Source organism: Thalassococcus sp. BH17M4-6 (assembly GCF_049323015.1).
In the GTDB taxonomy this organism is placed as follows: domain Bacteria; phylum Pseudomonadota; class Alphaproteobacteria; order Rhodobacterales; family Rhodobacteraceae; genus Puniceibacterium.
Map to the genome: position 1 here is coordinate 28,158 of NZ_JBMPGU010000010.1, position 24,772 is coordinate 52,929.

The 24,772-nt window shown below is 64.3% G+C and carries 23 protein-coding genes and 1 tRNA gene; 13 read left to right on the top strand and 11 right to left on the bottom strand.

All coding sequences use genetic code 11. The annotated features are described in order from the left end of the window. Positions 1-41: 41 nt before the first annotated feature. The 3 genes from ACOXXX_RS14655 to carB form a co-directional block, all read right to left on the bottom strand. Positions 42-440: a hypothetical protein gene (locus ACOXXX_RS14655; RefSeq protein WP_422827348.1), complete on the bottom strand. Its 399-nt coding sequence runs from the start codon at positions 438-440 to the stop codon at positions 42-44. Further along, on the bottom strand, positions 433-1,113 hold the full coding sequence (locus ACOXXX_RS14660; protein WP_422827349.1) for a hypothetical protein: 681 nt from the start codon (positions 1,111-1,113) through the stop codon (positions 433-435). Before ACOXXX_RS14660 ends, ACOXXX_RS14655 begins: the two co-directional genes overlap by 8 nt. Before the next feature lie 171 nt (positions 1,114-1,284). Beyond that, on the bottom strand, positions 1,285-4,629 hold the full coding sequence (gene carB / locus ACOXXX_RS14665) for a carbamoyl-phosphate synthase large subunit (RefSeq protein WP_422827350.1): 3,345 nt from the start codon (positions 4,627-4,629) through the stop codon (positions 1,285-1,287). A 233-nt stretch (positions 4,630-4,862) separates the two neighbouring features. Between carB and aspS the strand changes: the two genes are divergently transcribed. Further along, positions 4,863-6,641, top strand: a complete 1,779-nt coding sequence (gene aspS / locus ACOXXX_RS14670) for an aspartate--tRNA ligase (RefSeq protein ID WP_422827351.1) — start codon at positions 4,863-4,865, stop codon at positions 6,639-6,641. Between the two features lie 87 nt (positions 6,642-6,728). Here aspS and ACOXXX_RS14675 read toward each other — a convergent pair whose 3' ends face one another. Next, a complete protein-coding gene (locus ACOXXX_RS14675; RefSeq protein WP_422827352.1) occupies positions 6,729-7,205 on the bottom strand; it encodes a hemerythrin domain-containing protein in 477 nt (158 codons plus the stop codon). Between the two features lie 197 nt (positions 7,206-7,402). On the opposite strand from ACOXXX_RS14675, the gene ACOXXX_RS14680 reads away from it, so the two are divergent. Both ACOXXX_RS14680 and ACOXXX_RS14685 read left to right on the top strand, forming a co-directional pair. Continuing rightward, positions 7,403-8,788 carry a DUF1800 domain-containing protein gene (locus ACOXXX_RS14680; protein WP_422827353.1) on the top strand — a complete coding sequence of 462 codons (1,386 nt, stop codon included), beginning with the start codon at positions 7,403-7,405 and terminating at the stop codon, positions 8,786-8,788. Between the two features lies 1 nt (position 8,789). Then, a complete protein-coding gene (locus tag ACOXXX_RS14685) occupies positions 8,790-10,025 on the top strand; it encodes a DUF1501 domain-containing protein (protein WP_422827354.1) in 1,236 nt (411 codons plus the stop codon). Between the two features lie 13 nt (positions 10,026-10,038). Here the strand turns inward: ACOXXX_RS14685 and ACOXXX_RS14690 are convergent, their stop codons facing one another. Further along, complete coding sequence (locus ACOXXX_RS14690; RefSeq protein ID WP_422827355.1) at positions 10,039-10,758, bottom strand: response regulator; 720 nt, start codon at positions 10,756-10,758, stop codon at positions 10,039-10,041. A gap of 152 nt (positions 10,759-10,910) precedes the next feature. Between ACOXXX_RS14690 and mce the strand changes: the two genes are divergently transcribed. After that, a complete protein-coding gene (mce, locus tag ACOXXX_RS14695) occupies positions 10,911-11,315 on the top strand; it encodes a methylmalonyl-CoA epimerase (RefSeq protein WP_422827356.1) in 405 nt (134 codons plus the stop codon). A gap of 46 nt (positions 11,316-11,361) precedes the next feature. After that, entirely contained in the window at positions 11,362-11,658 is a 297-nt protein-coding gene (locus tag ACOXXX_RS14700) for a DUF1467 family protein (RefSeq protein ID WP_422827357.1), read from the top strand. Here the strand turns inward: ACOXXX_RS14700 and ACOXXX_RS14705 are convergent. The 4 genes from ACOXXX_RS14705 to ACOXXX_RS14720 form a co-directional block, all read right to left on the bottom strand. Continuing rightward, the gene (locus ACOXXX_RS14705) at positions 11,612-12,313 is read right to left on the bottom strand and encodes an EI24 domain-containing protein (RefSeq protein WP_422827358.1); all 702 of its coding nucleotides are present in this window, start codon (positions 12,311-12,313) and stop codon (positions 11,612-11,614) included. The two genes, ACOXXX_RS14700 and ACOXXX_RS14705, sit on opposite strands and share 47 nt — an antisense overlap. Continuing rightward, a complete protein-coding gene (locus ACOXXX_RS14710; protein ID WP_422827359.1) occupies positions 12,310-12,888 on the bottom strand; it encodes a nitroreductase family protein in 579 nt (192 codons plus the stop codon). Before ACOXXX_RS14710 ends, ACOXXX_RS14705 begins: the two co-directional genes overlap by 4 nt. Positions 12,889-12,966: 78 nt before the next feature. Further along, complete coding sequence (locus ACOXXX_RS14715) at positions 12,967-13,203, bottom strand: hypothetical protein (protein WP_422827360.1); 237 nt, start codon at positions 13,201-13,203, stop codon at positions 12,967-12,969. 9 nt (positions 13,204-13,212) lie between these two features. Next, entirely contained in the window at positions 13,213-13,611 is a 399-nt protein-coding gene (locus tag ACOXXX_RS14720) for a thiol-disulfide oxidoreductase DCC family protein (RefSeq protein WP_422827361.1), read from the bottom strand. Positions 13,612-13,711: 100 nt separating this feature from the next. On the opposite strand from ACOXXX_RS14720, the gene ACOXXX_RS14725 reads away from it, so the two are divergent. The 3 genes from ACOXXX_RS14725 to ACOXXX_RS14735 all read left to right on the top strand — a co-directional run bounded on the left by ACOXXX_RS14725 (position 13,712) and on the right by ACOXXX_RS14735 (position 15,471). Next, a complete protein-coding gene (locus ACOXXX_RS14725; RefSeq protein ID WP_422827362.1) occupies positions 13,712-14,443 on the top strand; it encodes a M48 family metallopeptidase in 732 nt (243 codons plus the stop codon). Between the two features lie 70 nt (positions 14,444-14,513). Next, positions 14,514-14,768, top strand: a complete 255-nt coding sequence (locus tag ACOXXX_RS14730) for a DUF6455 family protein (protein WP_422827363.1) — start codon at positions 14,514-14,516, stop codon at positions 14,766-14,768. A 58-nt stretch (positions 14,769-14,826) separates the two neighbouring features. Next, a complete protein-coding gene (locus ACOXXX_RS14735; RefSeq protein WP_422827364.1) occupies positions 14,827-15,471 on the top strand; it encodes a phosphotransferase in 645 nt (214 codons plus the stop codon). A gap of 58 nt (positions 15,472-15,529) precedes the next feature. On the opposite strand, the gene ACOXXX_RS14740 is transcribed toward ACOXXX_RS14735, so the two are convergent. Further along, complete coding sequence (locus ACOXXX_RS14740) at positions 15,530-16,513, bottom strand: complex I NDUFA9 subunit family protein (protein ID WP_422827365.1); 984 nt, start codon at positions 16,511-16,513, stop codon at positions 15,530-15,532. 161 nt (positions 16,514-16,674) lie between these two features. Between ACOXXX_RS14740 and ACOXXX_RS14745 the strand changes: the two genes are divergently transcribed. From ACOXXX_RS14745 to ACOXXX_RS14755, 3 genes are all read left to right on the top strand, one after another. Further along, positions 16,675-16,760 (top strand) — tRNA-Leu (locus tag ACOXXX_RS14745). Between the two features lie 567 nt (positions 16,761-17,327). Continuing rightward, positions 17,328-18,476, top strand: coding sequence for an efflux RND transporter periplasmic adaptor subunit (locus tag ACOXXX_RS14750; RefSeq protein ID WP_422827366.1), 1,149 nt, complete (start codon positions 17,328-17,330; stop codon positions 18,474-18,476). Positions 18,477-18,487: 11 nt separating this feature from the next. Beyond that, complete coding sequence (locus tag ACOXXX_RS14755; protein WP_422827367.1) at positions 18,488-21,613, top strand: efflux RND transporter permease subunit; 3,126 nt, start codon at positions 18,488-18,490, stop codon at positions 21,611-21,613. Positions 21,614-21,655: 42 nt separating this feature from the next. Here ACOXXX_RS14755 and ACOXXX_RS14760 read toward each other — a convergent pair whose 3' ends face one another. After that, complete coding sequence (locus tag ACOXXX_RS14760; RefSeq protein ID WP_422827368.1) at positions 21,656-23,017, bottom strand: PLP-dependent aminotransferase family protein; 1,362 nt, start codon at positions 23,015-23,017, stop codon at positions 21,656-21,658. Between the two features lie 254 nt (positions 23,018-23,271). On the opposite strand from ACOXXX_RS14760, the gene ACOXXX_RS14765 reads away from it, so the two are divergent. Then, complete coding sequence (locus tag ACOXXX_RS14765) at positions 23,272-23,754, top strand: MSMEG_0572/Sll0783 family nitrogen starvation response protein (protein ID WP_422827369.1); 483 nt, start codon at positions 23,272-23,274, stop codon at positions 23,752-23,754. 52 nt (positions 23,755-23,806) lie between these two features. After that, positions 23,807-24,772 carry a Nit6803 family nitrilase gene (locus ACOXXX_RS14770; protein ID WP_422827370.1) on the top strand — a complete coding sequence of 322 codons (966 nt, stop codon included), beginning with the start codon at positions 23,807-23,809 and terminating at the stop codon, positions 24,770-24,772.

Consider the following 24,772-nt stretch of genomic DNA (forward strand, 5'->3'; position numbering starts at 1 on the left):
TGTGGGCGGTGTAGCAGAGGTACGCGGGGATGTGGAGAGGGCTAGATGCTTGTAAACTGAGTGCCTTTGTTCACTGGCAGTAGAAAAAGCCCGTTCTTGTTGTTGAGCCTCTGAACAACAATCTTGTCCCATTGCCAGAGGATCGTTGCCGCCTGCTCATTAATTTTTTGTTTCTGAACAGTTTTTGCGAGATAAAAGGCGATAACACCGGAGTTCAGTATGACTTTTCTTTCTGGTCGGCGCTTGGCGTTGGCCAAGTCTTTTGATATCACTACCCACCCGCCTTCCTTTCCTAGTTCCGAAAAATATTCGATGTCCGGAATTCCAATGCTAAACTTGTCTCTTAGCGCCACCGCCTCATGACCATCCTCTGAAACAAGGACGTTCAAACTTCGCGCAATAATTGGCGGCATGTTGTGGTCAAAAAGAACCTTAACCATATGCACCGGTTTTATCGAGATTTTGCTCGTACCGGACCGCATCCAAGATCACAGAATTTGGAATCTCATAAATTCTAGACAGATATGCCATGTCCTTGAACTCTTCAAATTCGTCGAAAAGAACTGCTGTTGATATTCCAAATTCATCGACCATTGGTGAGCCGAACTGTCGACCCGGATCTATGACCACATGTTTCGCCTGTGCAGGCCGCCATCTTGCGGCGTTACCATCCTCGTATTCAAGGCCGCTCAGAGATTGCTTAATGATCTCTGTAAACACTTTTTGACCAGGACGTTTTTTGGATAAACTGACCATCTGACCGTCCAACTCCAGCGCTTCGTGTAAAATTTCACGGCCATCTGTTTTGAAACGAAGGGTCGAGAGCGGACGCTCGACACCATATTGCCTCTGAGCAAAAGAGATTGCGTATCGAATCGCCTGAAGAGATATACCAGCGTCACGGAAAGACTTGACGACCCGCAGTTCTACAACATCAGAGAAACTCAACTCGGTCGCGTCCTCCAAAGCTTGATAGTAAGCATTCCAGAGGGGCTCAGATGAGCCGGAACCTCGAGTCCATCTCAACACGTCTTGAGGTTTGCCTCCAATCAGTCGCGCTGCTTGTCTGGGCGAGTAAATTCCTTGACCTAAGATATTGAAATCCAGTGGCATTACTTCCCTTCTGCACCATCAGCACGCAATATCATACTAAAGGTAGACGCTCTAGCAGATTACTCAATGGTAAATCTAAGGCCAAAACTACACAACTCTACGCCAGCTTAGTCGGAAGGGCAGCCGCTGAAACAATGAGCTGTCCGGTTACATACATGTCGAAATTGCGGATCAACCCTGCAGCGACTTCACCACCAGCTCGCCCTCTTCGCGCGCCTTCATCGCCAGCGCGGCGGCGTGGGAGCCTGCGGCGGTGGTGAAGTACGGGATCTTGTCATAGAGCGCGACGGAGCGGATTTCGCGGCTGTCCTCGATGGCCGCCGCCCCTTCGGTGGTGTTCATCACCAGCTGGATGCCGCCATCCTTCATCAGGTCGACCACGTTCGGGCGGCCCTCGTAGACCTTCTTGACGCGGGTGCAGGGGATGCCGTGTTCCTCAAGGAAATCAGCAGTGCCTGCGGTCGCGACGATGGAAAAGCCCAGATCGCGCAGGATCGTCCCGGTCTCGACCAGCTGCGGGGTCTTGTCCTCGTCCTTGATCGAAAAGAACACCGCGCCGCTGTGCGGCAGCACCGTGCCCGCGCCCATCTGCGCCTTGAGGAAGGCGCGCGGGAAGGACCTGTCCCAGCCCATGACCTCACCGGTAGACCGCATTTCCGGGCCCAGGATCGTGTCAACGCCGGGGAAGCGGGCGAACGGCAGCACCGCCTCCTTGACCGAGAACCACGGCATGTTCGGATCGGCCAGCGTCATCGGATCGGCCAGCGGCAGGGTGGTGTCGTAATCGGCATTCTCTGGGTAGGCGGCGCGCATCGGGAAGTTCGACAGCGGCTCTCCGGCCATGATCCGCGCGGCGATGGAGGCGATGGCGCTGTCGGTCGCCTTGGCCACGAAGGGCACGGTGCGCGAGGCGCGGGGGTTGACCTCGATCAGGTAAACCTCGTCGTCCTTGATGGCGAATTGCACGTTCATCAGCCCGACGACGTTCAGCCCCAGAGCCAGCGCGCGGGTCTGGGCCTTGATCTCGTCCAGAATCTCGGGCGACAGCGAATAGGGCGGCAGCGAACAGGCACTGTCGCCGGAATGCACGCCGGCCTCTTCGATGTGCTGCATGATGCCCGCGACGTGTACGTCCGTCCCGTCACACAGCGCGTCGACATCCAGTTCGACCGCGCCGGACAGATAGCTGTCAAGCAGGACCGGGCTTTTGCCCGACACCACCACCGCATCGCGGATGTAGCGTTTGAGATGCGCCATATCCCGCACGATCTCCATCGCGCGGCCCCCCAGAACATAGGAGGGGCGGATCACCAGCGGGAACCCGATGCTTTCGGCGATGTCGAGCGCGGCCTGATCGGTCGCGGCAATGCCATTCTTGGGCTGCTTGAGGCCCAGCTTGTTGACCAGCGCCTGGAACCGCTCGCGGTCCTCGGCCAGGTCGATGGCATCGGGGCTGGTGCCCAGGATCGGGATGCCCTCGTCATGCAGCTCCTGCGCGATCTTGAGCGGCGTCTGCCCGCCGAACTGCACGATCACGCCATGCAGGGTGCCGTTGTCCCGCTCGACCCGCAGGATTTCCATCACATGCTCAAAGGTCAGCGGCTCAAAGTACAGCCGATCGGACGTGTCGTAATCGGTGCTGACCGTCTCGGGGTTGCAGTTGACCATGATCGTCTCGTACCCAGCGTCCGTCAGCGCGAAGCAGGCGTGACAGCAGCAGTAGTCGAATTCGATCCCCTGCCCGATGCGGTTGGGGCCACCGCCCAGGATCACCACCTTCTTGCGGTCGCTGGGCCGTGCCTCGCATTCGACCTCGCCCATCATCGGATGTTCGTAGGTCGAATACATGTAGGGCGTCTGCGCCTCGAACTCGGCGGCGCAGGTGTCGATGCGCTTGAAGCTGGCGACAACTCCGGCGGCGCGGCGCATGCGGCGCACATCCTGTTCCGAGAGGCCCGTCAGCGTCGCAAGGCGCGCATCGGTAAAGCCCATCATCTTGAGCGCGCGCAGACCCGCCTCATCGCTGGGAAGCCCTTCGGTCTTCACGCGCTCTTCGGCCTCGATGATCTCGCGGATGCGGGCAAGGAACCAGGGATCGAACATGGTCACGGCCTGGATTTCGTCATCGGTCAGGCCATGCCGCATTGCCTGCGCGATCACGCGCAGCCGGTCGGGGGTCTGCTGGGACAGCGCCTTGACCACGGCGGCATGATCGGCGTCGCCGTCATCAAGCCCCGGAATGGCGATCTCGTCGAACCCGGTCAGGCCGGTTTCCATCGACGCCAGCGCCTTTTGCAGCGACTCGTGGATGGTACGGCCGATGGCCATCGCCTCGCCCACGGATTTCATCGCGGTGGTAAGGTGCGGCTCTGACCCGGGGAACTTCTCGAACGCGAAGCGCGGAATCTTGGTCACGACGTAGTCGATGGTCGGCTCGAAACTGGCCGGGGTCACCTTGGTGATGTCGTTGTCCAGCTCATCGAGCGTGTAACCCACGGCGAGCTTCGCCGCGATCTTGGCAATCGGGAAACCCGTCGCCTTGGACGCCAGAGCGGACGAGCGCGACACCCGCGGGTTCATCTCGATCACCACCATGCGGCCGTCTTCGGGGTTGACCGCCCACTGCACGTTGGACCCGCCGGTTTCCACACCGATTTCGCGCAGCACGGCGATCGAGCCGTTGCGCATGATCTGGTATTCCTTGTCGGTCAGCGTCAGCGCGGGCGCGACGGTGATGGAATCGCCGGTGTGCACGCCCATGGGATCGACGTTTTCGATGGCACAGACGATGATGGCGTTGTCGGCCTTGTCGCGCACCACCTCCATCTCGAATTCCTTCCAGCCCAGCAGCGACTCGTCGATCAGGATCTGGTTGACCGGCGATGCATCCATGCCCGAGCGGCAGTAGAATTCGTAATCCTCGCGATTGTAGGCCACGCCGCCGCCGGTGCCGCCCAGGGTATAGGCCGGGCGGATAATCGCGGGCAGGCCCACATATTCCAGCGCCTCGATGGCCAGCCGCACCCCTTCCTTGAGATCGGCGCTGCCGTTTTCCTTTTTCGGGGCGGTGATGATCGTGGCCTTGGGGTTTTCCAGCCCGATCCTGTCCATCGCCTCGCGAAACAGCTTGCGGTCCTCTGCCATCTCGATGGCCTCGCGCCGGGCCCCGATCATCTGCACGCCGAATTTCTCGAGCACGCCCATCTCTTCCAGCGCCAATGAGGTGTTGAGCCCGGTCTGCCCGCCCATCGTCGGCAGCAGCGCGTCGGGGCGCTCTTTCTCGATGATCTTGGCGACGACTTCGGGGGTGATCGGTTCGATATAGGTGGCGTCGGCCAGCTCCGGATCGGTCATGATCGTGGCGGGGTTGGAGTTCACGAGGATGACCCGATACCCCTCTTCCCGCAGCGCCTTGCAGGCCTGGGCGCCGGAATAGTCGAATTCGCAGGCCTGGCCGATCACGATCGGCCCCGCGCCGATGATCATGATGGAGTTGATATCCGTGCGTTTGGGCATGGCAGACCTCTTCATTTGTCCGGCGGCGGACGGCAGGCAGACGGCGGTTTGGCAAATTGTTGCGGGTTATAGGCATGCTGCACTTGCGCGCAAGGGCCGAATGGCGATTCCGGCCCGTCGCGACATGGCGTTTCACCAGCGCCACGCAGCGGCGGCACGCGGCGTGGCGGGTTGACTTCGCCGCTGCGACGGGGTGTACCGGGCCGACCGTTTGACCGCCAGAGGATCCAACCATGCACGCCTATCGCAGCCATACCTGCGCCGACCTCACTTCCGCCAATGTCGGCGACAAGGTGCGCCTGTCGGGATGGGTCAACCGGATCCGCGATCACGGCGGCATCCTGTTCATCGACCTGCGCGATCACTACGGCATCACCCAGGTGCTCTGCGATCCCGACAGCGCCGCCTTTTCGGACGTGGAAAAGGTCCGCTCCGAATGGTGCATCCGCATCGACGGCGAGGTGAAGGCGCGCGACCCCGAGCTGGTGAACCCCAAACTGCCCACCGGCGAGATCGAGGTCTTCATCCGCGAGATCGAAGTGCTGGGCGCGTCGGATGAGCTGCCGCTCATCGTCTTCGGCGATCAGGAATACCCCGAGGAAACGCGCCTGCGCTACCGCTACCTCGACCTGCGCCGCGAGGCGATGCAGACCAACATGAAGCTGCGCTCGGACGTGGTGGCGTCCTTGCGCAAGCGCATGTGGGACAAGGGCTTTCGCGAATACCAGACGCCGATCATCACCGCATCGTCGCCCGAAGGCGCGCGCGACTTCCTCGTGCCCTCGCGCCTGCATCCGGGCAAGTTCTACGCGCTGCCGCAGGCGCCGCAGCAGTTCAAGCAGCTGATCATGGTGTCGGGCTACGACAAGTATTTCCAGATCGCGCCCTGTTTCCGCGACGAGGATCCGCGCGCCGACCGCTCGCCCACGGATTTCTACCAGCTCGACATGGAAATGTCGTTCGTCACTCAGCAGGACGTGTTCGACACGATCAGCCCGGTGATCGCGGGCGTGTTCGAGGAATTCGGCGGGCGCAAGGTCGACCCGGCCGCCGACTGGCCGCAGATTTCCTACCGCGACGCCGCACTCTGGTACGGCACCGACAAGCCCGACCTGCGCAACCCGATCAAAATGCAGGTGGTGAGCGAGCATTTCGCAGGCTCCGGCTTTGCCATCTTCGCCAAGCTGCTGGAGCAGGACGGCACAGAAATCCGCGCCATCCCCGCGCCGGGCGGTGGCTCGCGCAAGTTCTGCGACCGCATGAACGCCTTTGCCCAGAAAGAGGGTCTGCCGGGCATGGGCTATATTTTTTGGCGGGATCAGGGTCAGGGTATGGAAGCGGCCGGTCCGCTGGCCAAGAACATCGGCCCCGAGCGGACCGAGGCGATCCGCCGGCAGCTGGGCCTCGACGTGGGCGACGCGGCGTTCTTCCTGGGCGGCAAGCCCAAGCAGTTCGAAGGTGTCGCGGGCAAGGCCCGCACCGTCATCGGCGAGGAACTTGGCCTGACCGACAAGAACAGGTTCGCCTTTGCCTGGATCGTGGATTTCCCGATCTACGAAAAGGACGCGGACACCGGCGCCATCGATTTCGAACACAACCCCTTTTCCATGCCGCAGGGCGGGATGGAGGCGCTGGAGGGCGATCCGCTCGACGTCAAGGGTTTCCAGTACGATCTGGCCTGCAACGGCTATGAGCTGGTCAGCGGCGCGATCCGGAACCACCGGCCCGAAATCATGTTCAAGGCGTTCGAAATCGCCGGCTACGGCGCCGACGAGGTCAAGAAACGCTTTGGCGGCATGGTCAACGCCTTCCGCTTTGGTGCGCCGCCCCACGGCGGCTGCGCTGCGGGCATCGACCGGATCGTGATGCTGCTGGCGGACGAGGCCAACATCCGCGAGGTCATCATGTTCCCGATGAACCAGCGCGCCGAAGACCTGATGATGGGCGCACCGAGCGAACCGACAAGCGACCAGCTGATGGAACTGCGTCTGCGGGTGATGCCCGAGGAATGACGGGATCACGCCCTTCTGAGCGCCGAAAAGAACCAAAGGCCAGACTGAGCAGTCTGGCCTTTTTCGTTTGTCAGGGGATCGACCCTATCAGTCCTCGAGGCTGTCCTCGACCTTTTCATCCACCAGCTTGCGCTCTTCGGCCTTGCGCGCCTCGAACCGTTCGCCGTAGCCGGCGATTTCGCTTTCGGGGATGACCTCGCGGGCGCGGGCAAAGACCTCGTCTTCCTCTTCCTCGATGTGGTGCTCGTAATCGTGGCGCAGCTTCTTGAACTTTTCCAGCCAGCCGCCCGACGCCATGTCAAGCTCGTTGAGCTCTTCCATCAGGTCGTCCAGTTGCTGGTGCTCGTGCACCGAATGGCGCGCGGCGTCCTGGCCCCAGGTTTTCGAGATGAGCTTGGAATAAAACGTCTCTTCCTCGGCGGCGGCGTGGCTTTTGACGTGGTAATAGAATTCATCCCAGGCCTTTTTCCGATCCTCCGATGCGCCCGACGTGTCGGAAATCGTGTCGAGAAGGGTCCGGTGATGGTCGTGGTCGGCCTTGATGGCGGCATAGATGTCGGGCATGAGCGCAGTCCTTTTGCAATTCCGGGCCAAACGTGCGGGGTGTCGGCTTTGTTCCGCGCCTTGTTTTCGATCCGTCGGTCCGGCTACGCGCCATTTCGCCCATCCCTGCCCGAGGCCGCGCGAATGTGATGCGGCGGTGCTGTTTCGGCGCGGCGAGATCGGGTAGTATCGACTGAGAAAAGCAAAAGAGCAGAGCGATGTCTTTCGATCCCCAAACGGCCGACATCCGGTTCGGCTGCGGCCTGTCGCCGGTCGTGCCCCCGCCCGCCTCGGCCGAGGCGATGCTGGCCACGCTTAAGGCGCCCGACAGTGTTGCCGCCAAATTCCCGGTCGAAACCTTTGAGACCTTCCTGAACCGCATGAAATACCGGCTGTCGCTGACCCGCATCCGGCGCAAGAACCGCGGAACGCCCGAAGCGGCAGAGGCGCGCAAGGGCATCAAGGTGCTGAACCAGAAGGCCCGCAAGGCGCAGTTCGTCTGGCTGGGCCGCCACCTGTCGCGCCGGATCTGGACCGACGCGCCGCTGCGCGAACGGCTGACGTTTTTCTGGGCGGATCATTTCACCGCGACCGGCAAGGCCGGGGTCATCCGCCGCGGCACCTCGCCCTATGTCGAAAGCGCCATCCGCCCGATGATCACCGCGAGGTTCGAAGATCTGCTAATCTCGACGGTGCTGCATCCGCTGATGGTGCATTACCTCGACCAGCAAAGCTCTGTCGGCCCGAATTCGCCGCGCGCGCAAAAGGGCGGGCGGTTGAAGGGGCTGAACGAAAACCTGGCGCGGGAACTGCTGGAACTGCACACGCTGGGGGTCGGGGGGCCCTACACGCAGACCGACGTGCGCGAACTGGCCGAGCTTTTGACAGGGGTCACGCTGGCGCCCGAGACCGGGTTCAAGTTCCGCAAGGACTGGGCCGAACCCGGCGCCGAAACGGTCCTGGGAAAAAGCTATGGCGGCGGACAGGCGCATGTGCGCGACGTGAAGGCGGCGCTGCGCGATCTGGCACGCCATCCCGCGACGGCCCGGCACATCGCGCGCAAGCTGGCGGTGCATTTCACCTCGGACACACCGGACGAGGGCCTTGTCGCGGCGCTGGAGGCGCGGTTTCTAGAAACCGGCGGGCAGCTGACCGAGGTCTACCGCGTCCTGCTGACCCATCCCGCCGCGTGGGAGGTGGCCGCCCCCAACATCAAGCCGCCCTTCGAATTCGTGAGCTCGGCCCTGCGGGCGCTGGCGGTGCGGCCCGACGCGCTCGACACGCTTGACGAACGGGACATGCGGCTGCACGTCGCGCGGCCGCTGGCGCTGATGGGGCATATCTGGGAACGGCCCGACGGGCCGGATGGTCTGCCCGAGGAAGACACCGCCTGGCTGACACCGCAGGGGCTGGCGGCGCGGTTGCAATGGGCCGTGGCAGTGCCGCAGACCCTGCGCCCCGAACTGCCCGATCCGCGCGAATTCGTGCGCACCGCCCTGGGCGCGCGGGCCACGCCGAACGTGCACTTTGTCGCCGGGGCCGCCGAAACCCGCTGGGACGGGATCGGGCTTGTCCTGGCCTCGCCCGCGTTTCAGAGGATGTGACATGACCGAGATGCTCAACCGCCGCGCCTTTCTGGGCCGTTCCGCGCTGATCGGCTGTTCGCTGGCCGCCAGCCCGCTGGTCACGCCGCTCAGCTTTGCCGCCGTGCCCGGCGACAACCGGCTGGTGGTGATCGTGCTGCGCGGCGGCATGGACGGGCTGGACGTGGTCCAGCCCTACGGCGATCCGGCCTTTGCCGGGTTGCGCGGCGCGCCTGCCCTGGGCGATCCGGAGGGGCCGGTGGACCTTGACGGCTATTTCGCGCTGCACCCGGCGCTGCGGCCGCTTCTGCCGCTCTGGAAGGACGGGCAGCTGGGGTTTGTGCACGCGGTGTCGACCCCCTACCGCGACAAGCGCAGCCATTTCGACGGGCAGGACCTGCTCGAGGCCGGGCTGACCGATCTGGGCCAAGGCCGGTCGGGTGGCGGCTGGCTCAACCGCGTGGTGGGCCTGCAAAGCGGGGCGACGGCCGAAACCGCCTATGCCATCGGGCGCGACGGCATGGCCATTCTGGACGGGGCGGCGCCGGTGGCCCGCTGGGCCCCGGAAAGCGATCTGGCGCTCAGCCCGCAGGCGCTGAGGCTGGCGCAGCTGGTGATGCAGGACGACCCGGTGTTCAGCGCCACGATGGAACAAGCGCTCGAGATTGCCGACAGCGATGGCGATGCCGTGGCGGTGGAGGGTGGCCGCCGCAAGATGCTGTCGATGGTCAAATCGGACATGCAGAGCGTCGGGCGTGGCGGCGCCGAAACGCGGATTGCCGAGTTTGCCGCCAAGCGCCTGCGCGCCGACACGCGAATCGCGTCCTTTTCGATCAGCGGCTGGGACACGCACCGGTCACAGGACCGGGTGCTGGCGCGCGGGCTGAGCCGGCTGTCAGAGGCGATCCTTGGCCTGCAGAAGGGTCTGGGCGGCCAGGTCTGGAAGCGGACGACAGTGGTTGCGGTGACGGAATTCGGGCGCACCGCCCGGCGCAACGGGTCGGATGGCACCGATCACGGCACCGGCGGGCTGATGCTGCTGGCCGGGGGCGCGCTGCGTGGCGGCCGGGTGCTGGGCGACTGGCCCGGGCTGGACGAGGCGAGCCTGTACCAGCGCCGCGACCTGATGCCGACCCGCGACCTGCGCGCGCACCTGGGGTGGCTGCTGCACAGTCTTTACGGCCTGCCGCTCAGCACCATATCGCAAACCGTTTTCCCGGGCGTGGACATGGGCGATGACCCCAAGCTGATCCTGTAACGCCCGCCCGTCCTCAGATCACCGCACGCGAGGTCAGCCTGTCCTGCACCAGCCCCGCCAACTGCGCGATCCGGGCCTGCACCGGTTCGCCCTGGCTGCGCGCACTGGTCAACGCCTCGGCCGCCGAGACCAGCGTGCCGTCATCGGCGATTCGCCCGACACCGATCAGGAACTGCGCCACGTAATCGACCTTGTGGCCATCGGTGGCATCCCCCAGCGCCTCTGCCGCGTGGGCCATATCCTCGCGATAGGTGATCCGATCGGGGGTGACGGGCGCGGTGTCGGCGGCGCGCAGACCGACGGGCTGCCGATCCGGCGACAGGTGCGACAGGATCGCGTGCTGGAAGGCGGCAACGCCCGCAAACGGCTTTTCCAGGAACCCGTCGGCACCTGCCTCAAGCGCCTCGGATCCGGCGGCGCTGTCGCCACTCAGCCCAAGGATCACGCCGATCCGCGGCGAGGCAGACGCCAGTTCGGCGATCAGGTCGGCGCCCGATCCGTCGGGCAGGAACATGTCGACAATGGCCACAGACGGGCGGTAGACCTGCAGATGCCGCCGCGCCGATTGCAGGCAATCCGCCCGGCGGATGCGCGCGCCGCTGCGCAGGCACAAAAGCCGCAGCGCGTCGCAGGCGAATTTGCTGTCTTCCACCACCAGGATGGTCAGCCCCAGAAGGGGCCTTTGCCGGGTCGGCCGTTGGGCCCAATCCGGGGAATGTTCAGTGTCGTTCATGGCAGCCTCCGTACCCGCGTTACGCGACTCACCATGCGACAGCATAGCTAATCGTTCCTTAAGGCTGCTGGAAAAATCCGGTCGTTGTGTCGCCTTGCCCTGCCCGTCCGCGGCGGTCATAACCGGCAAAGTCGCAGCAAGGGAGTTTTGCCATGATCGGTCGTCTGAACCATGTCGCCATCGCCGTGCCGGATCTGGAGGCGGCGTCAGAGCAGTACCGCAGCGCGCTTGGCGCAAAGGTCGGCGCTCCGCAGGACGAACCCGATCACGGCGTCACGGTGGTGTTCATCGAACTGCCCAACACCAAGATCGAACTGCTGTATCCGCTGGGCGACGACAGCCCGATCAACGGCTTTCTGGAAAAGAACCCGGCGGGCGGCATTCATCATGTCTGCTACGAGGTCGACGATATTCTGGCCGCACGCGATCACCTGAAATCGACCGGCGCGCGGGTGCTGGGCAGCGGCGAGCCGAAGATCGGCGCGCATGGCAAACCTGTGCTGTTCCTGCATCCCAAGGATTTCAACGGCTGCCTGGTGGAACTGGAACAGGTCTGACCAGGCCTTACATCCCACCCCAGCCGCAACCGAAGGACCCCGCCCCATGGGAATCACATCCGCCCTCGTCCTCTATGCCGTTCTCTGGTTCCTGACCTTCCTGGTCGCCATCCCGATCCGCCTGCAGACCCAGGGCGATGTCGGCGAGGTGGTCGAAGGCACGCATGCCGGATCGCCCGAGGTGCACAACCTCAAGAAAAAGGCGTGGATCACCACCGGCGTGGCGGCGATCCTCTGGGCGATCCTGGCCACGATCATCCTGTCGGGGGTGATCACGGTCCGCGACATCGACTTTTTCAACCGGATGGCGCCCGCTGCGCAATCCGATGGAACAGGTGGGTAAAGGTCGCGGCCCCGAGAATCGGGATCAGCAGGTTCACCAGCGGCACCGACAGAGGCATGGCCATCAGGATCCCGGCGATCCAGATGGTGCCCAGGTTATCGCGGCGCATGGCCTTCGCGCCGTCGCGCCCGACCCGCCGCATGGCGGCGAGGGTGAAGTATTCCCGGCCCAGCAGGAAACCGTTCAGACCCCAGAAAATGAGCGGTGAGAACGGGGGAAAGAACGCATAGGCAATCAGCGCCAGCAGGTTCGCGCCGATCAGCACACCCAGAAAATTCAGCGTGTCGCGCACCGCATCACCGAACGGCACCTTTTGCGCAGGTGGCAGGTGCGGATAGTGCCTGTCCTCGACCGCCTGCGCCACCTCTTCCAGGAACATAGACGTGATGGCCGACGCGACCGGGACCATCAGGAAAATCGACAGCAGCATCATGACCCCGAAAGACCCCCAGGTCAGCAGATCATTGAGCCACGTCACCTCGCCCACCAGCGGCACCGTCACCTCATCGCCGAAAAGCGAGGACAGCAGCCACAGGAAGCCCGCGTAGAACAGCACGAGCAGCGCAAACGTGAGGCCGATGCCGAGCAGCAGAACCTTGCGAAAACGCGGATCGCCGATCTGCCCCAACGCGCTGAAGAACGAGCCGAAGATCACGCGGACACCCAGGTCGTGATGGTGTCCAGGTCTGGGCGCGGGCGATCGGGCGGCACACTGCTTTCGGTGCCGAGGTGCAGGTAGCCCGCCACGCGTTCGTTGGCGCCCAGGCCCAGATGCGCCTCGACAAAGGCGCGGTCATGCGCGACCCAGCCGGACAGCCAGTTGGCGCCCCAGCCCGACGCAAGTGCCGCGTTGAGCAGGGCCAGGCACACCGCCCCGGCGGAATAGGTCTGCTCGATCTCGGGGATCTTGGGCGAGGCGCGCTGCACCTCGATCACCGCGACGCAAAGCGGGCTGTCGGCGAATTGCTTGCGACCCTTCTCGGCCACCTCAGGCTCCAGCCCCAGCTTTGCCGCATGGTCGGTTGCCGCACCGGCCAGCCGGTCAAGCGCCGCGCGTTCCAGCACGATCATCCGCCAGGGTTCCAGCTTGCCATGATCCGGCGTGCGTGCAGCCGCCTGCAGGATCGGCATCAGCGCCTCGCGCGCCGGCGCAGGGGCGTTGAGCGTCTTGGCGGGGCGGGACCGGCGGGTCAGCAGAAAGTCCAGCGCGGCGGGGTTGGGATCGGGCATCGGCATCTCCTTCAACTGCGGCATATGTCTGCACAGCAGCCGGAAGATTCAACCGTTTTGCGCGTAGCGCGATGCCGGCTAGCGGTCGCCGGACCGGGAATAAACCCCTTCGGGCAGCGAAATCGCCGCCGCCAGGTCGCGCATCTGAGAGATCGAAAAGGTGATCTTGTGCACCCTGTCGGTGCGCGGATCGTATTGTTCGACGGTGATGCATTCTTCGAAGGAATGGACAACGACATCCTCCTGCAGGGGGCTTTCGCCTTCATCCACAAGGGTCACCACGGTCGCGTCGAATTCGTGCTCTATGCTGAACATGCCCGCAGCCTATCCGCGATGCCAGGCCTTGCCCAGCCTTTCGCGGCGCCGGTGCAGGGCAAAAAGCAACGGCGCTGCCACATGATCGTAAAGCGCTGCCGACAATGGCGCGATCACGGGCAGCCGCACCAGCCGCGCCAGCCAGCGAAGGCCCGGGATCCGGTCCCAGAGCACGGCAAAGGCGGGCATGCCGCTGATCAATTCGCCGTCGCGGATCACGTGGAATCGCCGGGCGGCATCGGCGCGATCCAGCCCCGCTTCGACCATTTCGGCCTCGTCCAGCCCAAGATAAGTCACGTCCAGCCCCTGCGCGCGGGTCCGGCGCTTGTATCCCGCCACCTCGCGCGCGCAGATCGGGCAGGTGTCGTTGTAGACGACCGTAAGGTCGGGATCGGATTCCGTGCTCATGGGGTTCAGATAGGCGTCGGCAGCGCGCCGCCAAGTGATCAAAAAGTGACTGGCCCCGGATGCCCCGGCATTCTAGATCAAAGGGCGAAACGGAGGTGTCATGCGCTGGTTGCTTATCCTGATGATCTCGGCACTTGCCGCCTGCGAGCCCTTGCCGCCGCAGGCGCCGCAACCCTCGCCGTCGCAAGACACACGAGCGACCGACGCCCCGCCGCGGTCCAATGCGGATCTGCGACAGCGCGCCGAAATCGCCGCGCGCAACTTTGTTCAGGTCGTGGAAACCGTCGAACCGGTGGCCGAGAGCGAATGCCGCCGGGTCGCGCCGCGGATGAATTGCGATTTCCTGATCGTGGTCGATGACCGGCCCGGGCAGGCCCCGAATGCGTTTCAGACCCTGGCGCGCGATGGCCGTCCCATCGTCGCCTTCAACCTCGCGCTCATCGCCTCGGTCGACAATGCGGACGAACTGGCCTTCGTCATGGGGCACGAGGCGGCGCATCACATCCTGGGCCACCTGACCCGCATGCAGCAGAACGCCGCCGTGGGGGCGGTGATCTTTTCCGGTCTCGCGTCGATGAGCGGGGCCAATGCCGCCAGTGTCCGCACGGCCGAGGAACTGGGCGCCGCCGTCGGCGCGCGTACCTATTCCAAGGACTTCGAGCTTGAGGCCGACCGCCTGGGCACGATCATCACCAAGCGCGCGGGCTACGATCCGATACGCGGCGCGGCGTTCTTTACCCGGCTTCCCGATCCCGGCAACAAGTTCCTGGGCACCCATCCGCCCAATTCCGCCCGAATCGACATCGTGCGCCGCACCGCCGGGGCCATTTGACCTCAATCAAGGTCGCGCGGGCCGCCCTGCCCTACCCTGCCTGTCAAGACACACCGACAGCGAGGGTACCATGCAAAGCCAAAGCACACTGAAACGCCACGCCATTCTGGTCGACCGGATGGCGTCGCACATGGACATCGACCTGGAAGAGGCGGCGCTGCGCGGGCGCATCACGATCTCCGAAATCGACGATGCGGTGCTGCGCTGCACCGCCTGCACCCGCCCCTGCGCCTGTGCGGCCTTGCTGGACAGTGACGCGCTGCCCGCAGGTACGGTGCCGCAGTTCTGCCGCAACGGCGATCTTTTCAAAGAGCTGAGCAAGTAGGCACGTCCGAAACGGCGCGCGCTTGCCGCCCGACACACCGCGTGTCAACTTCGGCGCCATGTCCGCCGACCGACCCGACCTTTCCCGTTGGGGCGTTTCCGCGCCGCTGCGCCCGCTGCCCGGTGGCGCGCGTAACCGGGTGTTCCGCACCGTGGGCCTGGACCGCGATCTGGTCTTCAAATCGACCCGCCGCAGCCCTGAGGCGCTGAAGTGGCTGGATCCTGTGCAAGAGGCCGCCAGAGTTGCCGGTTTTCATGTGCCCGGCCTGATTCCCAGCCTGCGCGGACATCTGGCCGAGTCCGGCTGGACCGCCGAGCCTCTGATTCCCGGCCTTCCTGCCACCCGGAGCGACCTTGCCGGATTAAGCCCCCGAATCACGGCCTTTCATCTTCTGACGTCCGCCCTGCCGCAGCGACCCGGCTTTGCCAGCGCCGCCGATCTTCTGTCGCAGGATCGCGGTGGGGATATCGATCTGTCGATCATGCCGACCGGGCTGGTCACCGCCTTGCGCGCCGCATGGCGACCCATCCTCGACCACCCGACCTGCGCGATTCACAGCGACCTCAACCCGGGGAACGTGATCCTGACGGAGGACGGACCGGTATTGCTGGATTGGGATGAAGCCCGGCGGGATGCGCCACTCTTTGATCTGGCCTGCCTGGGCCCATCCAACCCCGTCGCGGACCGCGCGGCCGTGGCCTGAGAAATCGCTTGCTGCTGGCAGACAGGGCCCGCGCGCGCACGGGCTTTGGCGCAGGACTTCAGCGCGCCCGCAGGTTCCGGGCCGATTCCTTGATCGCCGCGTATTGCCCGGACGGCCGGAACCGCCACAAGTAATCCGGCAGCACCGCCTCGAGCGACAGGGGCGTGATGCCGAGATCGGCAAAGGTCTTGACCCCGTCGCCGACGACGTTGTCGTTGCGAAGGTTGGCCACCTGATCCCTGGTGATCTGCGCCTTGACCAGCCCCAGCGACAGGGTCTGGCCCAGTTCCATCCCCCGCGCCATCAGACCCGCGATGGGAAAGGGCAGGTTCAGCACCAGCTTGCGCCGACGGATCACCGACAGCATCTGGCCCATCAGCTCGCGGAAGGTGTTCATGTCCGGCCCGCCCAGCTCATAGATCCCCGGCGCGGCCTTGCCGGTGGCGCCCAGCACCGCGGCCTTCGCCACGTCGTCCACATAGACTGGCTGAAACCGCGTGTCCGCGCCGACGACGGGCAGGATCGGCCCCAGGCGCGACAGCGCCGCGAAGCGGTTGAAGAACTGGTCTTCGGGACCGAAGACGATCGACGGGCGCAGGATCACCGCGTTCGGGAAATGCTCCAGCACACCGGCCTCACCTTCCGCCTTGGTGCGGGCATATTCGCTGGCGCTGTCGGGATCGGCGCCGATGGCCGAGATTTGCACCAGATGTGCGACACCTTCGGCCGCGGCCAAGCGGGCCACGCGTTCGGCCCCTTCGGCCTGCACGGTGTCGAAATGATTCTTGCCGCTTTCGGCCAAGATGCCCACGCAGTTCACCACGGCATCGGCGCCGTTCATCACTGCCCGTACGGACTCTTCGTTGCGGATGTTGCACAGCACCGGCTCGACCTGACCGACGACGCCGTAGGGCCGAACGAAGATCGCATCGTTTGGCCGCCGCACTGCAACCCGCACGCGCCAGCCTTCCTTGGCCATGCGTCGCGCGATGTACCGCCCGACAAAGCCGGAGCCGCCATAGATCGTGACGAGTTTGGACATCGGACGTCTCCCTGCCGGTTACGTGTGCTGCATACCTACCCAGCCCGTGCCGCTGACACAAGATGCCGCATCGCCGCGTCGGGCGGGCAGCAGGCTTCACCGGCATCAAAAACCCCGTTGACACCACTCCGACCCGGCAGTAAATGCCCCGCACGACACCTGCCCAGGTGGCGGAATGGTAGACGCGCTGGCTTCAGGTGCCAGTGGCCGCAAGGCCGTGGAGGTTCGAGTCCTCTCCTGGGCACCATTACTCCAGAAAACACGCTCGTTTCGCTCCAGCTTTGAGCCTTTGCTCGGAGCCGTAGACCTTGTCGGACACCATTTTCGCTGTAGATTTCGTCGACGCGTCATGATGCCCGCGTCAGGCTCTTTTGCGGATGTGTCGATGGCGCGAGCGTGGGGTTTTTCTGCTGATCAACCGGTTCAATTTTACGGGTTCGCTAAGGGCAAACACGCTCCGCCAATGGTTCCTCGAGACTGCGATACGAGACGGCCTGAGGGACATTAAGAATACGGCATTGGTGAGAGGGCGCACCAGGCCCCCGCAGCCTCGAGATGTCTCGTCGGCGCGCCCTCGTCGACAAAAGAGGCAATCTGAGTTTCGGTTCGCTAACGAGCGGCAGCCCCCAGCAGATTCAATTGGATTCCCGGGCTTTCTGCCTTTCAATGGTGATCACGAACCTGTGTGAAAGGGTCAATAGACGACTGGCGCGCTATCTAGCCTGCAAGGATCGCACGTGCAGCGTGGCGGCTGCCCCAGATCCGGCTCTTTTTCGAACGCGAGAGGCGCTCAATGAACTTCATTCGGCAAGCTTTGATATCTCTGATTGCCCTTGGCGCGGCAGTGTTCATCTGGATCACCTATGTTCCGTCATCGATCCCCTGGCTGGAGAAGGCCGGGCTTGCCGATCTTCTCGGAATCGAGGCCGCGGAGGGCGAGGAAAGCGCGGGCCGGGGCGGGTTTGGCCGGGGCGGACCCACGCGCGTCGTGGTGGCCGAGGTCACCGAGGGACGCATCGGCGACCGGATCGAGGCCATCGGGGACGGCCAGGCCGTGCGGTCAGTGACGCTGAGATCCGAGGTCGCGGGCCAGGTCGTTGACGTCATTCGGGCGGAAAACGGCGCGGTGGAGGCCGACGACGTCATTCTTCAGCTGGATGGGGAGGCCGAGAGAATTGCGCTTGAACGCGCGCGCATCCTGCTTGCGAATGCCGAATACGATGCGACGCGCATCGAACGGCTGGACGGGACGGGTGCCGTGACCGAAGTCCGGCTCAGGGAAGCGCGGCTGGCCCTGCGCACGGCCGAACTGGCGGCCGAGCAGGCGGAATACGATCTTGCGCAGCGCACCATCACGGCGCCGATTTCGGGTTGGCTGGGGGTCATCGACTTGGCCGTGGGGGACCGGGTGTCGCCGCAGGACGTGATCGCGACGATCACCGACCGTTCCGAGCTTCTGATCGACTTCCGCATTCCCGAGCGCGCCATCGGCATGGTGACCCAAGGCACCCCCATCGAGGTACGCGCCTTGGGCATTCCGGACTTCGAAATCGAAGGCGAGATCACGGCCGTCGACAACGTAGTGGATCGCACCAGCAGGACCTTGCGCGTTCAGGGTCGGATCGACAACAGCGATGATCGGCTGCGGGCCGGAATGGCATTTTCCGTCACGATGACCTTTCCCGGCGAAACGCTTCTGTCTGTCGATCCGCTGTCCGTCCAATGGTCCAGCGAGGGGTCGTTCGTCTGGACGGTGCGGGACGACAAGGCCGTGAAGGCGGCGGTCATTATCCGTCAGCGCAACAGCGACAGCGTTGTGGTCGAGACCGAAGAGCTTGAGGTGGGCGACAGCGTGGTGATCGAAGGGGTGCAGAACCTGCGCCCCGGCGCCGAGGTGTCTGTCGCCACCGACCGGAACATGGGTGCGGCCGAAACTGCGCAGACCGAACGCGCACGGCTCTGAGGAGGTCCCGCATGTCCAGGAATGAGAATGCCGCGACAATCCTTGGATCAGGTGTTGCGCTTTTTGTCCGGCGGCCGATCCTCGCCTTCGTGCTCAGCGCGCTGATCGTCCTGTCCGGCATCGCCGCGCTTTTCGGTGTCGAAATCCGCGAACTGCCCAATGTCGACAGGCCGGTCATCACGATCACGACGGACTTTTCAGGCGCCTCCCCCGAAAGCGTCGATCAGGATGTGACCAGCCGGATCGAGGGCGCCGTGGGCCGGGTCGCCGGGGTCAAGAACATCTCCTCGAACTCGCGGTTCGGCCGCAGCCGCGTAACGCTCGACTTCAACGAAGGCGCCGATCTGGATGTGGCGGCGACCGATACGCGCGATGCGGTGGCGCGGATTGAAAACCAGTTGCCCGAAGGGGCGGAAACGCCGCGCATCGTGAAGGCCGACGCCAATGCCCAGCCGGTGATCCGGATCGCCGTCACCTCGCCCGGACGGTCCCCGCAAGAGCTGACGCGCATCGTGCAGGAACGCGTCGAAGACCGGCTGATATCGGTAGAGGGGGTGGCCGATCTTCAGGTCTATGGCGACCGCGAGCCCATTTTTCGGGTCGACATCGACATGGCAGAGCTGGCCAGCCGAGGGCTGACGTTGGCCGATCTGCGGCGAACCCTTGCGGATGTCGCCTATGACGCCCCTGCCGGTGATCTGTCCGGGACAAGCCAGTCGATCAGCGTCCGGACCACGGCCACGGTCGCGGCCCCGGAGGAATTCGAGGAGTTGGTGATCTCGGACGACGTGCGCGTCGGTGACGTCGCGTCCGTGTCGCTTGGACCGGCAGGGGATGAAACCATTCTGCGCGCCAACGGGCAAACCGGGCTGGGCATCGGCGTGATCCGGCAGGCGACGTCCAACACGCTCGAAATCTCTGCCGCCGTTCGCGCGGTCGTCGCGGAGCTCGATCGCACCCTGCCCGACGATATCCGGATCTTCGTCACCTCGGATGACGCCGTCTTTATCAACGGCGCGATAAGCGAGGTTATGAAGACGCTGGGCCTCGCCGTGGGCATCGTCGTCGTGGTGATCTTTCTCTTTCTGCGCAATGTCCGCGCGACGGCGATCCCGGCGCTGACGATGCCGGTCGCGCTCATCGGAACGCTTGCCACGATCTACCTCGTCGGGTTTTCGGTCAACATCCTGACGCTGCTTGCGCTGGTTCTGGCCACCGGCATGGTGGTCGACGACGCCATCGTCGTGCTCGAGAACATTGTGCGACGACGAAGCGAGGGCATGGGACCGCGGGCCGCGGCGGCGATGGGCACGCGCCAGGTGTTCTTTGCCGTCGTCACGACGACCGCCACGCTTGCGGCGGTGTTCATTCCGCTCTCCTTTCTTCCGGGGCAGGCGGGCGGGCTTTTCCGCGAATTCGGCTTTACGCTCGCGATGGCGGTCATGCTGTCCTCGGTCGTGGCGCTGACGCTTTGCCCGACGCTGGCCAGCCGGCTTCTGACGAAAGAGCCAGACCCCGATCCGCGCGGGCCGTTCGTCTGGCTGGGCAACCGGCTGGCGGGGCTCTATTCAAAAACGCTGAACGTGGCGCTGTCGCTGCCGTTCGTGGTGGTCCTGGTCGCAGGCCTTTTCGCGCTGACGGCAGTCATGGTGTTCGGATCGATCCGGCAAGAGCTGACGCCCCGCGAAGATCGCGCCGTGGCGCTGTTGTCGGTGACGGCACAGCAGGGCGTGTCACTCGACTACACCACACGAAAAATGCGCGAGATCGAAGACGCGGTAGCGCCGCTGCGCGAGTCCGGCGAAATCGCCAACATCTTTTCGATCACCGGTTTCGGCGCCGACAATCGCGGCTTCATGGTGTTCACGCTTGCGCCCTGGGAAGCGCGTGAACGCAGCCAGGACGAGATTGTCGGCGATATCAATGGCATGCTGCGCGGCATCATCGGGGTGCGCGCCTTCGCGATCCAGCCCAATTCCCTCGGAATCCGGGGCGCCGGGCGCGGGCTGACCTTTGCGGTGACGGGCAACAGCTACGACCAACTGGCAGATGTGGCGGAGAACCTTGTCGCACGGATGCAGGAAAACCCGGGCCTCGGTCAGGTGAGGCTGGAATACGAGACGACGCAGCCGCAGCTTTTCATCGAGATCGACCGGACCCGCGCCTCCGACCTCGGGATCGAGATCACGGGTCTGGGCGAGGCGCTGCGCGCCGTGCTGGACGGACGCACCGTCGGGTCGGTCTTCCTCGACGACCTCAGCTACGACATCCAGATGCTTTCGACCTCTGACCCGGTCGATGATCCCGGCGATCTTCAGAACGTTTTCGTGCAGTCCGGCGACGGCCAGATGGTGCCGATGTCGAGTTTCGTGACGCTTGAGGAGCGCGCCATCGCGCCGGAACTGGAACGCGAGGGGCAGAACAGATCGGTCGAAATTTCCGCCGGGCTGACGCCCGAGCTGTCGCTGGGAGACGCATTGGCAGAGGTCAACCGGCTGGCCGATGAGGTGCTTGCCGAAGAAAACCGCATTGTGCCGCTGGCCGAGGCGGCGACCCTTGACGAAACGACCTCCGGCCTGCTGCTGACCTTCGGTTTCGCGATCGTCGTGGTGCTTTTGGTGCTGGCGGCGCAGTTCGAGAGTTTCGTGTCGGCCATCGTGGTGATGGCGACGGTGCCGCTGGGCCTGGCCTGTGCGATCTTCGCGCTGCTCTTTACCGGGCTGAGCCTGAACGTCTACAGCCAGATCGGGCTTGTCATGCTCATCGGGATCATGGCCAAGAACGGTATTCTGATTGTCGAATTCGCCAATCAGTTGCGGGACGATGGCCACGATGTGCGCCGCGCGATCCACGACGCCTCGACCATTCGATTGCGCCCCGTGATGATGACCATGACATCGACCGTGCTGGGCGGCATCCCCCTGATCCTGTCGACGGGCGCGGGCGCTGAGGCGCGCGAGGCGCTGGGGTGGGTGATCGTTGGGGGGCTTGGTCTTGCCACGCTTTCGACGCTCTACCTGACCCCGGTCGCCTATCTGCTTTTGGCCGGCTTATCGAAACCGCGGGCCGAACAGGAACGTCAGCTTTCCAAAGAGATCGAACATGCGATCGGCGGGGCTGCGGCACAGCAAACCTAGGTCGGCCCCCACGCCGCGCACGAGATCAAATACGCACAACGCTCAAACCTGGCGGGACGTGATATAGGACAGCAGGCCCAGGGCATCGTGCAGCGCGGTGCGTGATATCTGCCCGCCAAGGCAGACCCTGAGGCTTTCCGACGGCGTTCCCGAGACCGTGAAGGCATCGGCGGGCATGATCCCGACACCGGTGCCCGCCATGCGTCCGATCACCTCGGCGCGGCTCTGGCCTTCGGGCAGCTGCATCCAGACGTTGAACGCGTGGGGTTCGGACTGATACGCGGCCCCGGCAAGCACTTGCTCCGCGATGGCCTGCCGGGCCAGTGTTTCCTCGCGGATGAAACGACGGATGCGGTCGGCGGTGCCATCGGTGATCCAGCGCGTGGCCAGCGCCATCATCAGCGGCGAGGGCATGACAGAAATGGTCTTAAGCTGGTGCGCGAGGTCGCGGGCAGCGTGGCTGCTGGGGGCGACGGTGTAGGCGAGGCGGAGACCGGCGCCGATGCATTTCGCCAGACCGCCGATATGCCAGACCAGATCGGGGGCAAAGGTCGCCAGCGGCGCGGGCGGGTGCGGCGGGATGAAGCCATAGGCGTCATCCTCGATCAGCGGAAGGCGATGGGAGAGGATGATCTCGGCGATCCGTTCGCGCCGCGCGGGCGAAATCGTGCGGGTCGTCGGGTTGTGCAGCGTCGGGTTCAGGTACAGCGCCTTTGGCGCGTGGCGGCGGATGGCGTCGTCCAGGGCGTCGGGGTCGATCCCCTCGGCATCGCCGGGAAGCCCGATCACCCGCAGCCCCAGCCGTGCCGCGATGGCGCGAAAGCCGGGATAGGTCACATCCTCGCACAGCAGGCAATCGCCGGTCGTGGCAAGCCCCATGAGAATCGCCAGCATCGTGGGATGGGCGCCCGGCGTCACCGCGATCCGGTCGAGCGATGGAACCAGCCCCCGAAGCGACAGCCAGGTCGATGCGGCCTCCTTGTCGATCTGGCCGCCCGTCACCGACTGGTAGCGCAGCAGGTCGATCATGTTCGCCGACACCGCCTGCAGACCATCCTGCATCCGGGCCAGAAGTTCCGCATCCTCGGGCTCGGGCGGCAGGTTCATGGTCAGGTCGATATCGGCCTGACGCCGCGCATCGCGCGGGCTGTCGCTCGCGCGGTCGCGCGCGACAAAGGTTCCGCGGCCGACATGGCTTCTGACCAGCCCGCGGCGCTGCGCCTCGGCATAGCCGCGCGAAACGGTGGTGAAGTCGATGCCAAGCCGATCGGCAAGCCGCCGCTGCGGCGGCAGGCGATCCCCAAGGCTCAGCACGCCGTCGTCGATGCTCTGGGCGATGGCATCGGCCAGTTGCAGGTAACGGGCGGCACCGTCACGGCGCAGGGTCGGGGTCCAGCTTTGCATGAAGATACGATACAGGCGATTCCCCGGAATTGAAGCACTTTGTATGGATTTTTGGCCTAAGCGCTCATCCGTCGCGCATTTCCCGCATCGTATCGCGGCTTTTTCAGAAAAAACCGACGGAAAAGCAGGCGAAGCGACAATAGCCGCCGTTAAATTGTATGGAGAATTGATTATAATATTGATTGCAGTCTTTCGCGCCCTCACGCTCGGGTCACAACACAGACAAACCGTCGCCCAACACCCGGAGGAAGCGCATGCCCGCAGTCACCATGGAAAAGCACAAGGACGGAGATTTCTTCGTCGATTACGAAGACAAGGTCTTTGAGGACGTCAAGGCGGAAGAGGGCCAGAAGGCCCTCGTGACCTTCCACACCGTCGCCTTCGAAGGGTCGATCGGCCTTGTGAACATCCTCAACGCCATCCGGCTGAACCGCAAGGGATTCGAGACATCGATCCTGCTTTACGGACCCGGCGTGACGCTGGGCATCCAGCGCGGCTTTCCAACGCTCGGCGATGCGGCCTTCCCGGGCCACCAGAATTTCGCCGACAACCTCAAGAAGTTCATGGCCGAAGGCGGCAAGGTCTATGCCTGCCGCTTCGCGCTACAGGCGCTTTACGGCCATGGCGAGCCGTCGCTGCTGGACGGCATCATTCCCATTGCGCCGCAGGACGTGCTGGATCTCAAGCTGATCCACGTCCGCGACAATGCCGTGATCGTCGACACCTGGACCGTCTGACCGCAACTTGCCGGGGCCGTCGCAGGCCCCGGCCCCACCCACCGGAGGTGTCATGTCGCGCATCGTCAAAGCCGCCGCCGTGCAGATCGCGCCCGATCTGACCAGCCGCGAGAAGACCCTGGCCCGGGTACTGGACGCCATCGACGAGGCCGCGGGGAGCGGCGCGCAATTCGTCGTCTTCCCCGAAACCTTCGTGCCCTATTACCCCTATTTTTCGTTCGTCCTGCCGCCGGTGCAGCAGGGCAAGCCGCATCTGGCGCTTTACGAACAGGCGGTTGCCGTGCCTTCGGACGAAACCCGGCGGGTGGCCGAACGCTGCGCCCATCACGGCGTCGTCGTGGTTCTGGGCGTCAACGAACGCGATCACGGCTCGCTTTACAACGCGCAGCTGATCTTTGACGCTGACGGCACGCTGCGTTTGAAACGGCGCAAGATCACGCCAACCTATCACGAACGCATGGTCTGGGGTCAGGGCGACGGCGCCGGTTTGCAGGTGGTCGAAACCCGCGTGGGCCGCATCGGCGCGCTGGCCTGTTGGGAGCATTACAACCCCCTCGCCCGCTATGCGCTGATGACCCAGCACGAGGAAATCCACGCGGCGCAGTTTCCCGGCAGCCTGGTCGGGCCGATCTTTGCCGAGCAGATCGAGGTCACCATGCGCCATCACGCGCTGGAATCGGGCTGTTTCGTGGTCAATGCCACAGGCTGGCTGACCGAGAAGCAGATCGCCAGCGTGACGCCGGACGAGACCCTGCAAAAGGGCCTGCGCGGCGGCTGCATGACCTGCATCATCACGCCCGAAGGCCGCCACGCCGTGCCGCCGCTGACCGAAGGTGAAGGCATCCTTTACGCCGATCTCGACATGGCCCTCGTTACCAAGCGCAAGCGCATGATGGACAGTGTCGGCCACTATGCCCGGCCCGAGCTTCTGTCCTTGCGCCACGACCCCACACCGGCCGTCACCCGCCAAGTGAGCGCGCCCGAACTACCGTTCCAACCCATCCCGCTGGAGGATTGA

Bases quoted from the DNA above. Each gene is read 5' to 3' on its own strand.
- ACOXXX_RS14755 (WP_422827367.1), top strand. From the start codon at position 18,488: ATGTCCAGGAATGAGAATGCCGCGACAATCCTTGGATCAGGTGTTGCG.
- ACOXXX_RS14715 (WP_422827360.1), bottom strand. From the start codon at position 13,203: ATGTTCAGCATAGAGCACGAATTCGACGCGACCGTGGTGACCCTTGTG.
- ACOXXX_RS14735 (WP_422827364.1), top strand. From the start codon at position 14,827: ATGTCCGCCGACCGACCCGACCTTTCCCGTTGGGGCGTTTCCGCGCCG.
- mce (WP_422827356.1), top strand. From the start codon at position 10,911: ATGATCGGTCGTCTGAACCATGTCGCCATCGCCGTGCCGGATCTGGAG.
- ACOXXX_RS14710 (WP_422827359.1), bottom strand. From the start codon at position 12,888: ATGCCCGATCCCAACCCCGCCGCGCTGGACTTTCTGCTGACCCGCCGG.
- ACOXXX_RS14760 (WP_422827368.1), bottom strand. From the start codon at position 23,017: ATGCAAAGCTGGACCCCGACCCTGCGCCGTGACGGTGCCGCCCGTTAC.
- ACOXXX_RS14655 (WP_422827348.1), bottom strand. From the start codon at position 440: ATGGTTAAGGTTCTTTTTGACCACAACATGCCGCCAATTATTGCGCGA.
- ACOXXX_RS14730 (WP_422827363.1), top strand. From the start codon at position 14,514: ATGCAAAGCCAAAGCACACTGAAACGCCACGCCATTCTGGTCGACCGG.
- ACOXXX_RS14740 (WP_422827365.1), bottom strand. From the start codon at position 16,513: ATGTCCAAACTCGTCACGATCTATGGCGGCTCCGGCTTTGTCGGGCGG.
- aspS (WP_422827351.1), top strand. From the start codon at position 4,863: ATGCACGCCTATCGCAGCCATACCTGCGCCGACCTCACTTCCGCCAAT.
- ACOXXX_RS14700 (WP_422827357.1), top strand. From the start codon at position 11,362: ATGGGAATCACATCCGCCCTCGTCCTCTATGCCGTTCTCTGGTTCCTG.
- ACOXXX_RS14675 (WP_422827352.1), bottom strand. From the start codon at position 7,205: ATGCCCGACATCTATGCCGCCATCAAGGCCGACCACGACCATCACCGG.
- ACOXXX_RS14660 (WP_422827349.1), bottom strand. From the start codon at position 1,113: ATGCCACTGGATTTCAATATCTTAGGTCAAGGAATTTACTCGCCCAGA.
- ACOXXX_RS14725 (WP_422827362.1), top strand. From the start codon at position 13,712: ATGCGCTGGTTGCTTATCCTGATGATCTCGGCACTTGCCGCCTGCGAG.
- ACOXXX_RS14690 (WP_422827355.1), bottom strand. From the start codon at position 10,758: ATGAACGACACTGAACATTCCCCGGATTGGGCCCAACGGCCGACCCGG.
- carB (WP_422827350.1), bottom strand. From the start codon at position 4,629: ATGCCCAAACGCACGGATATCAACTCCATCATGATCATCGGCGCGGGG.
- ACOXXX_RS14720 (WP_422827361.1), bottom strand. From the start codon at position 13,611: ATGAGCACGGAATCCGATCCCGACCTTACGGTCGTCTACAACGACACC.
- ACOXXX_RS14765 (WP_422827369.1), top strand. From the start codon at position 23,272: ATGCCCGCAGTCACCATGGAAAAGCACAAGGACGGAGATTTCTTCGTC.
- ACOXXX_RS14770 (WP_422827370.1), top strand. From the start codon at position 23,807: ATGTCGCGCATCGTCAAAGCCGCCGCCGTGCAGATCGCGCCCGATCTG.
- ACOXXX_RS14680 (WP_422827353.1), top strand. From the start codon at position 7,403: ATGTCTTTCGATCCCCAAACGGCCGACATCCGGTTCGGCTGCGGCCTG.
- ACOXXX_RS14685 (WP_422827354.1), top strand. From the start codon at position 8,790: ATGACCGAGATGCTCAACCGCCGCGCCTTTCTGGGCCGTTCCGCGCTG.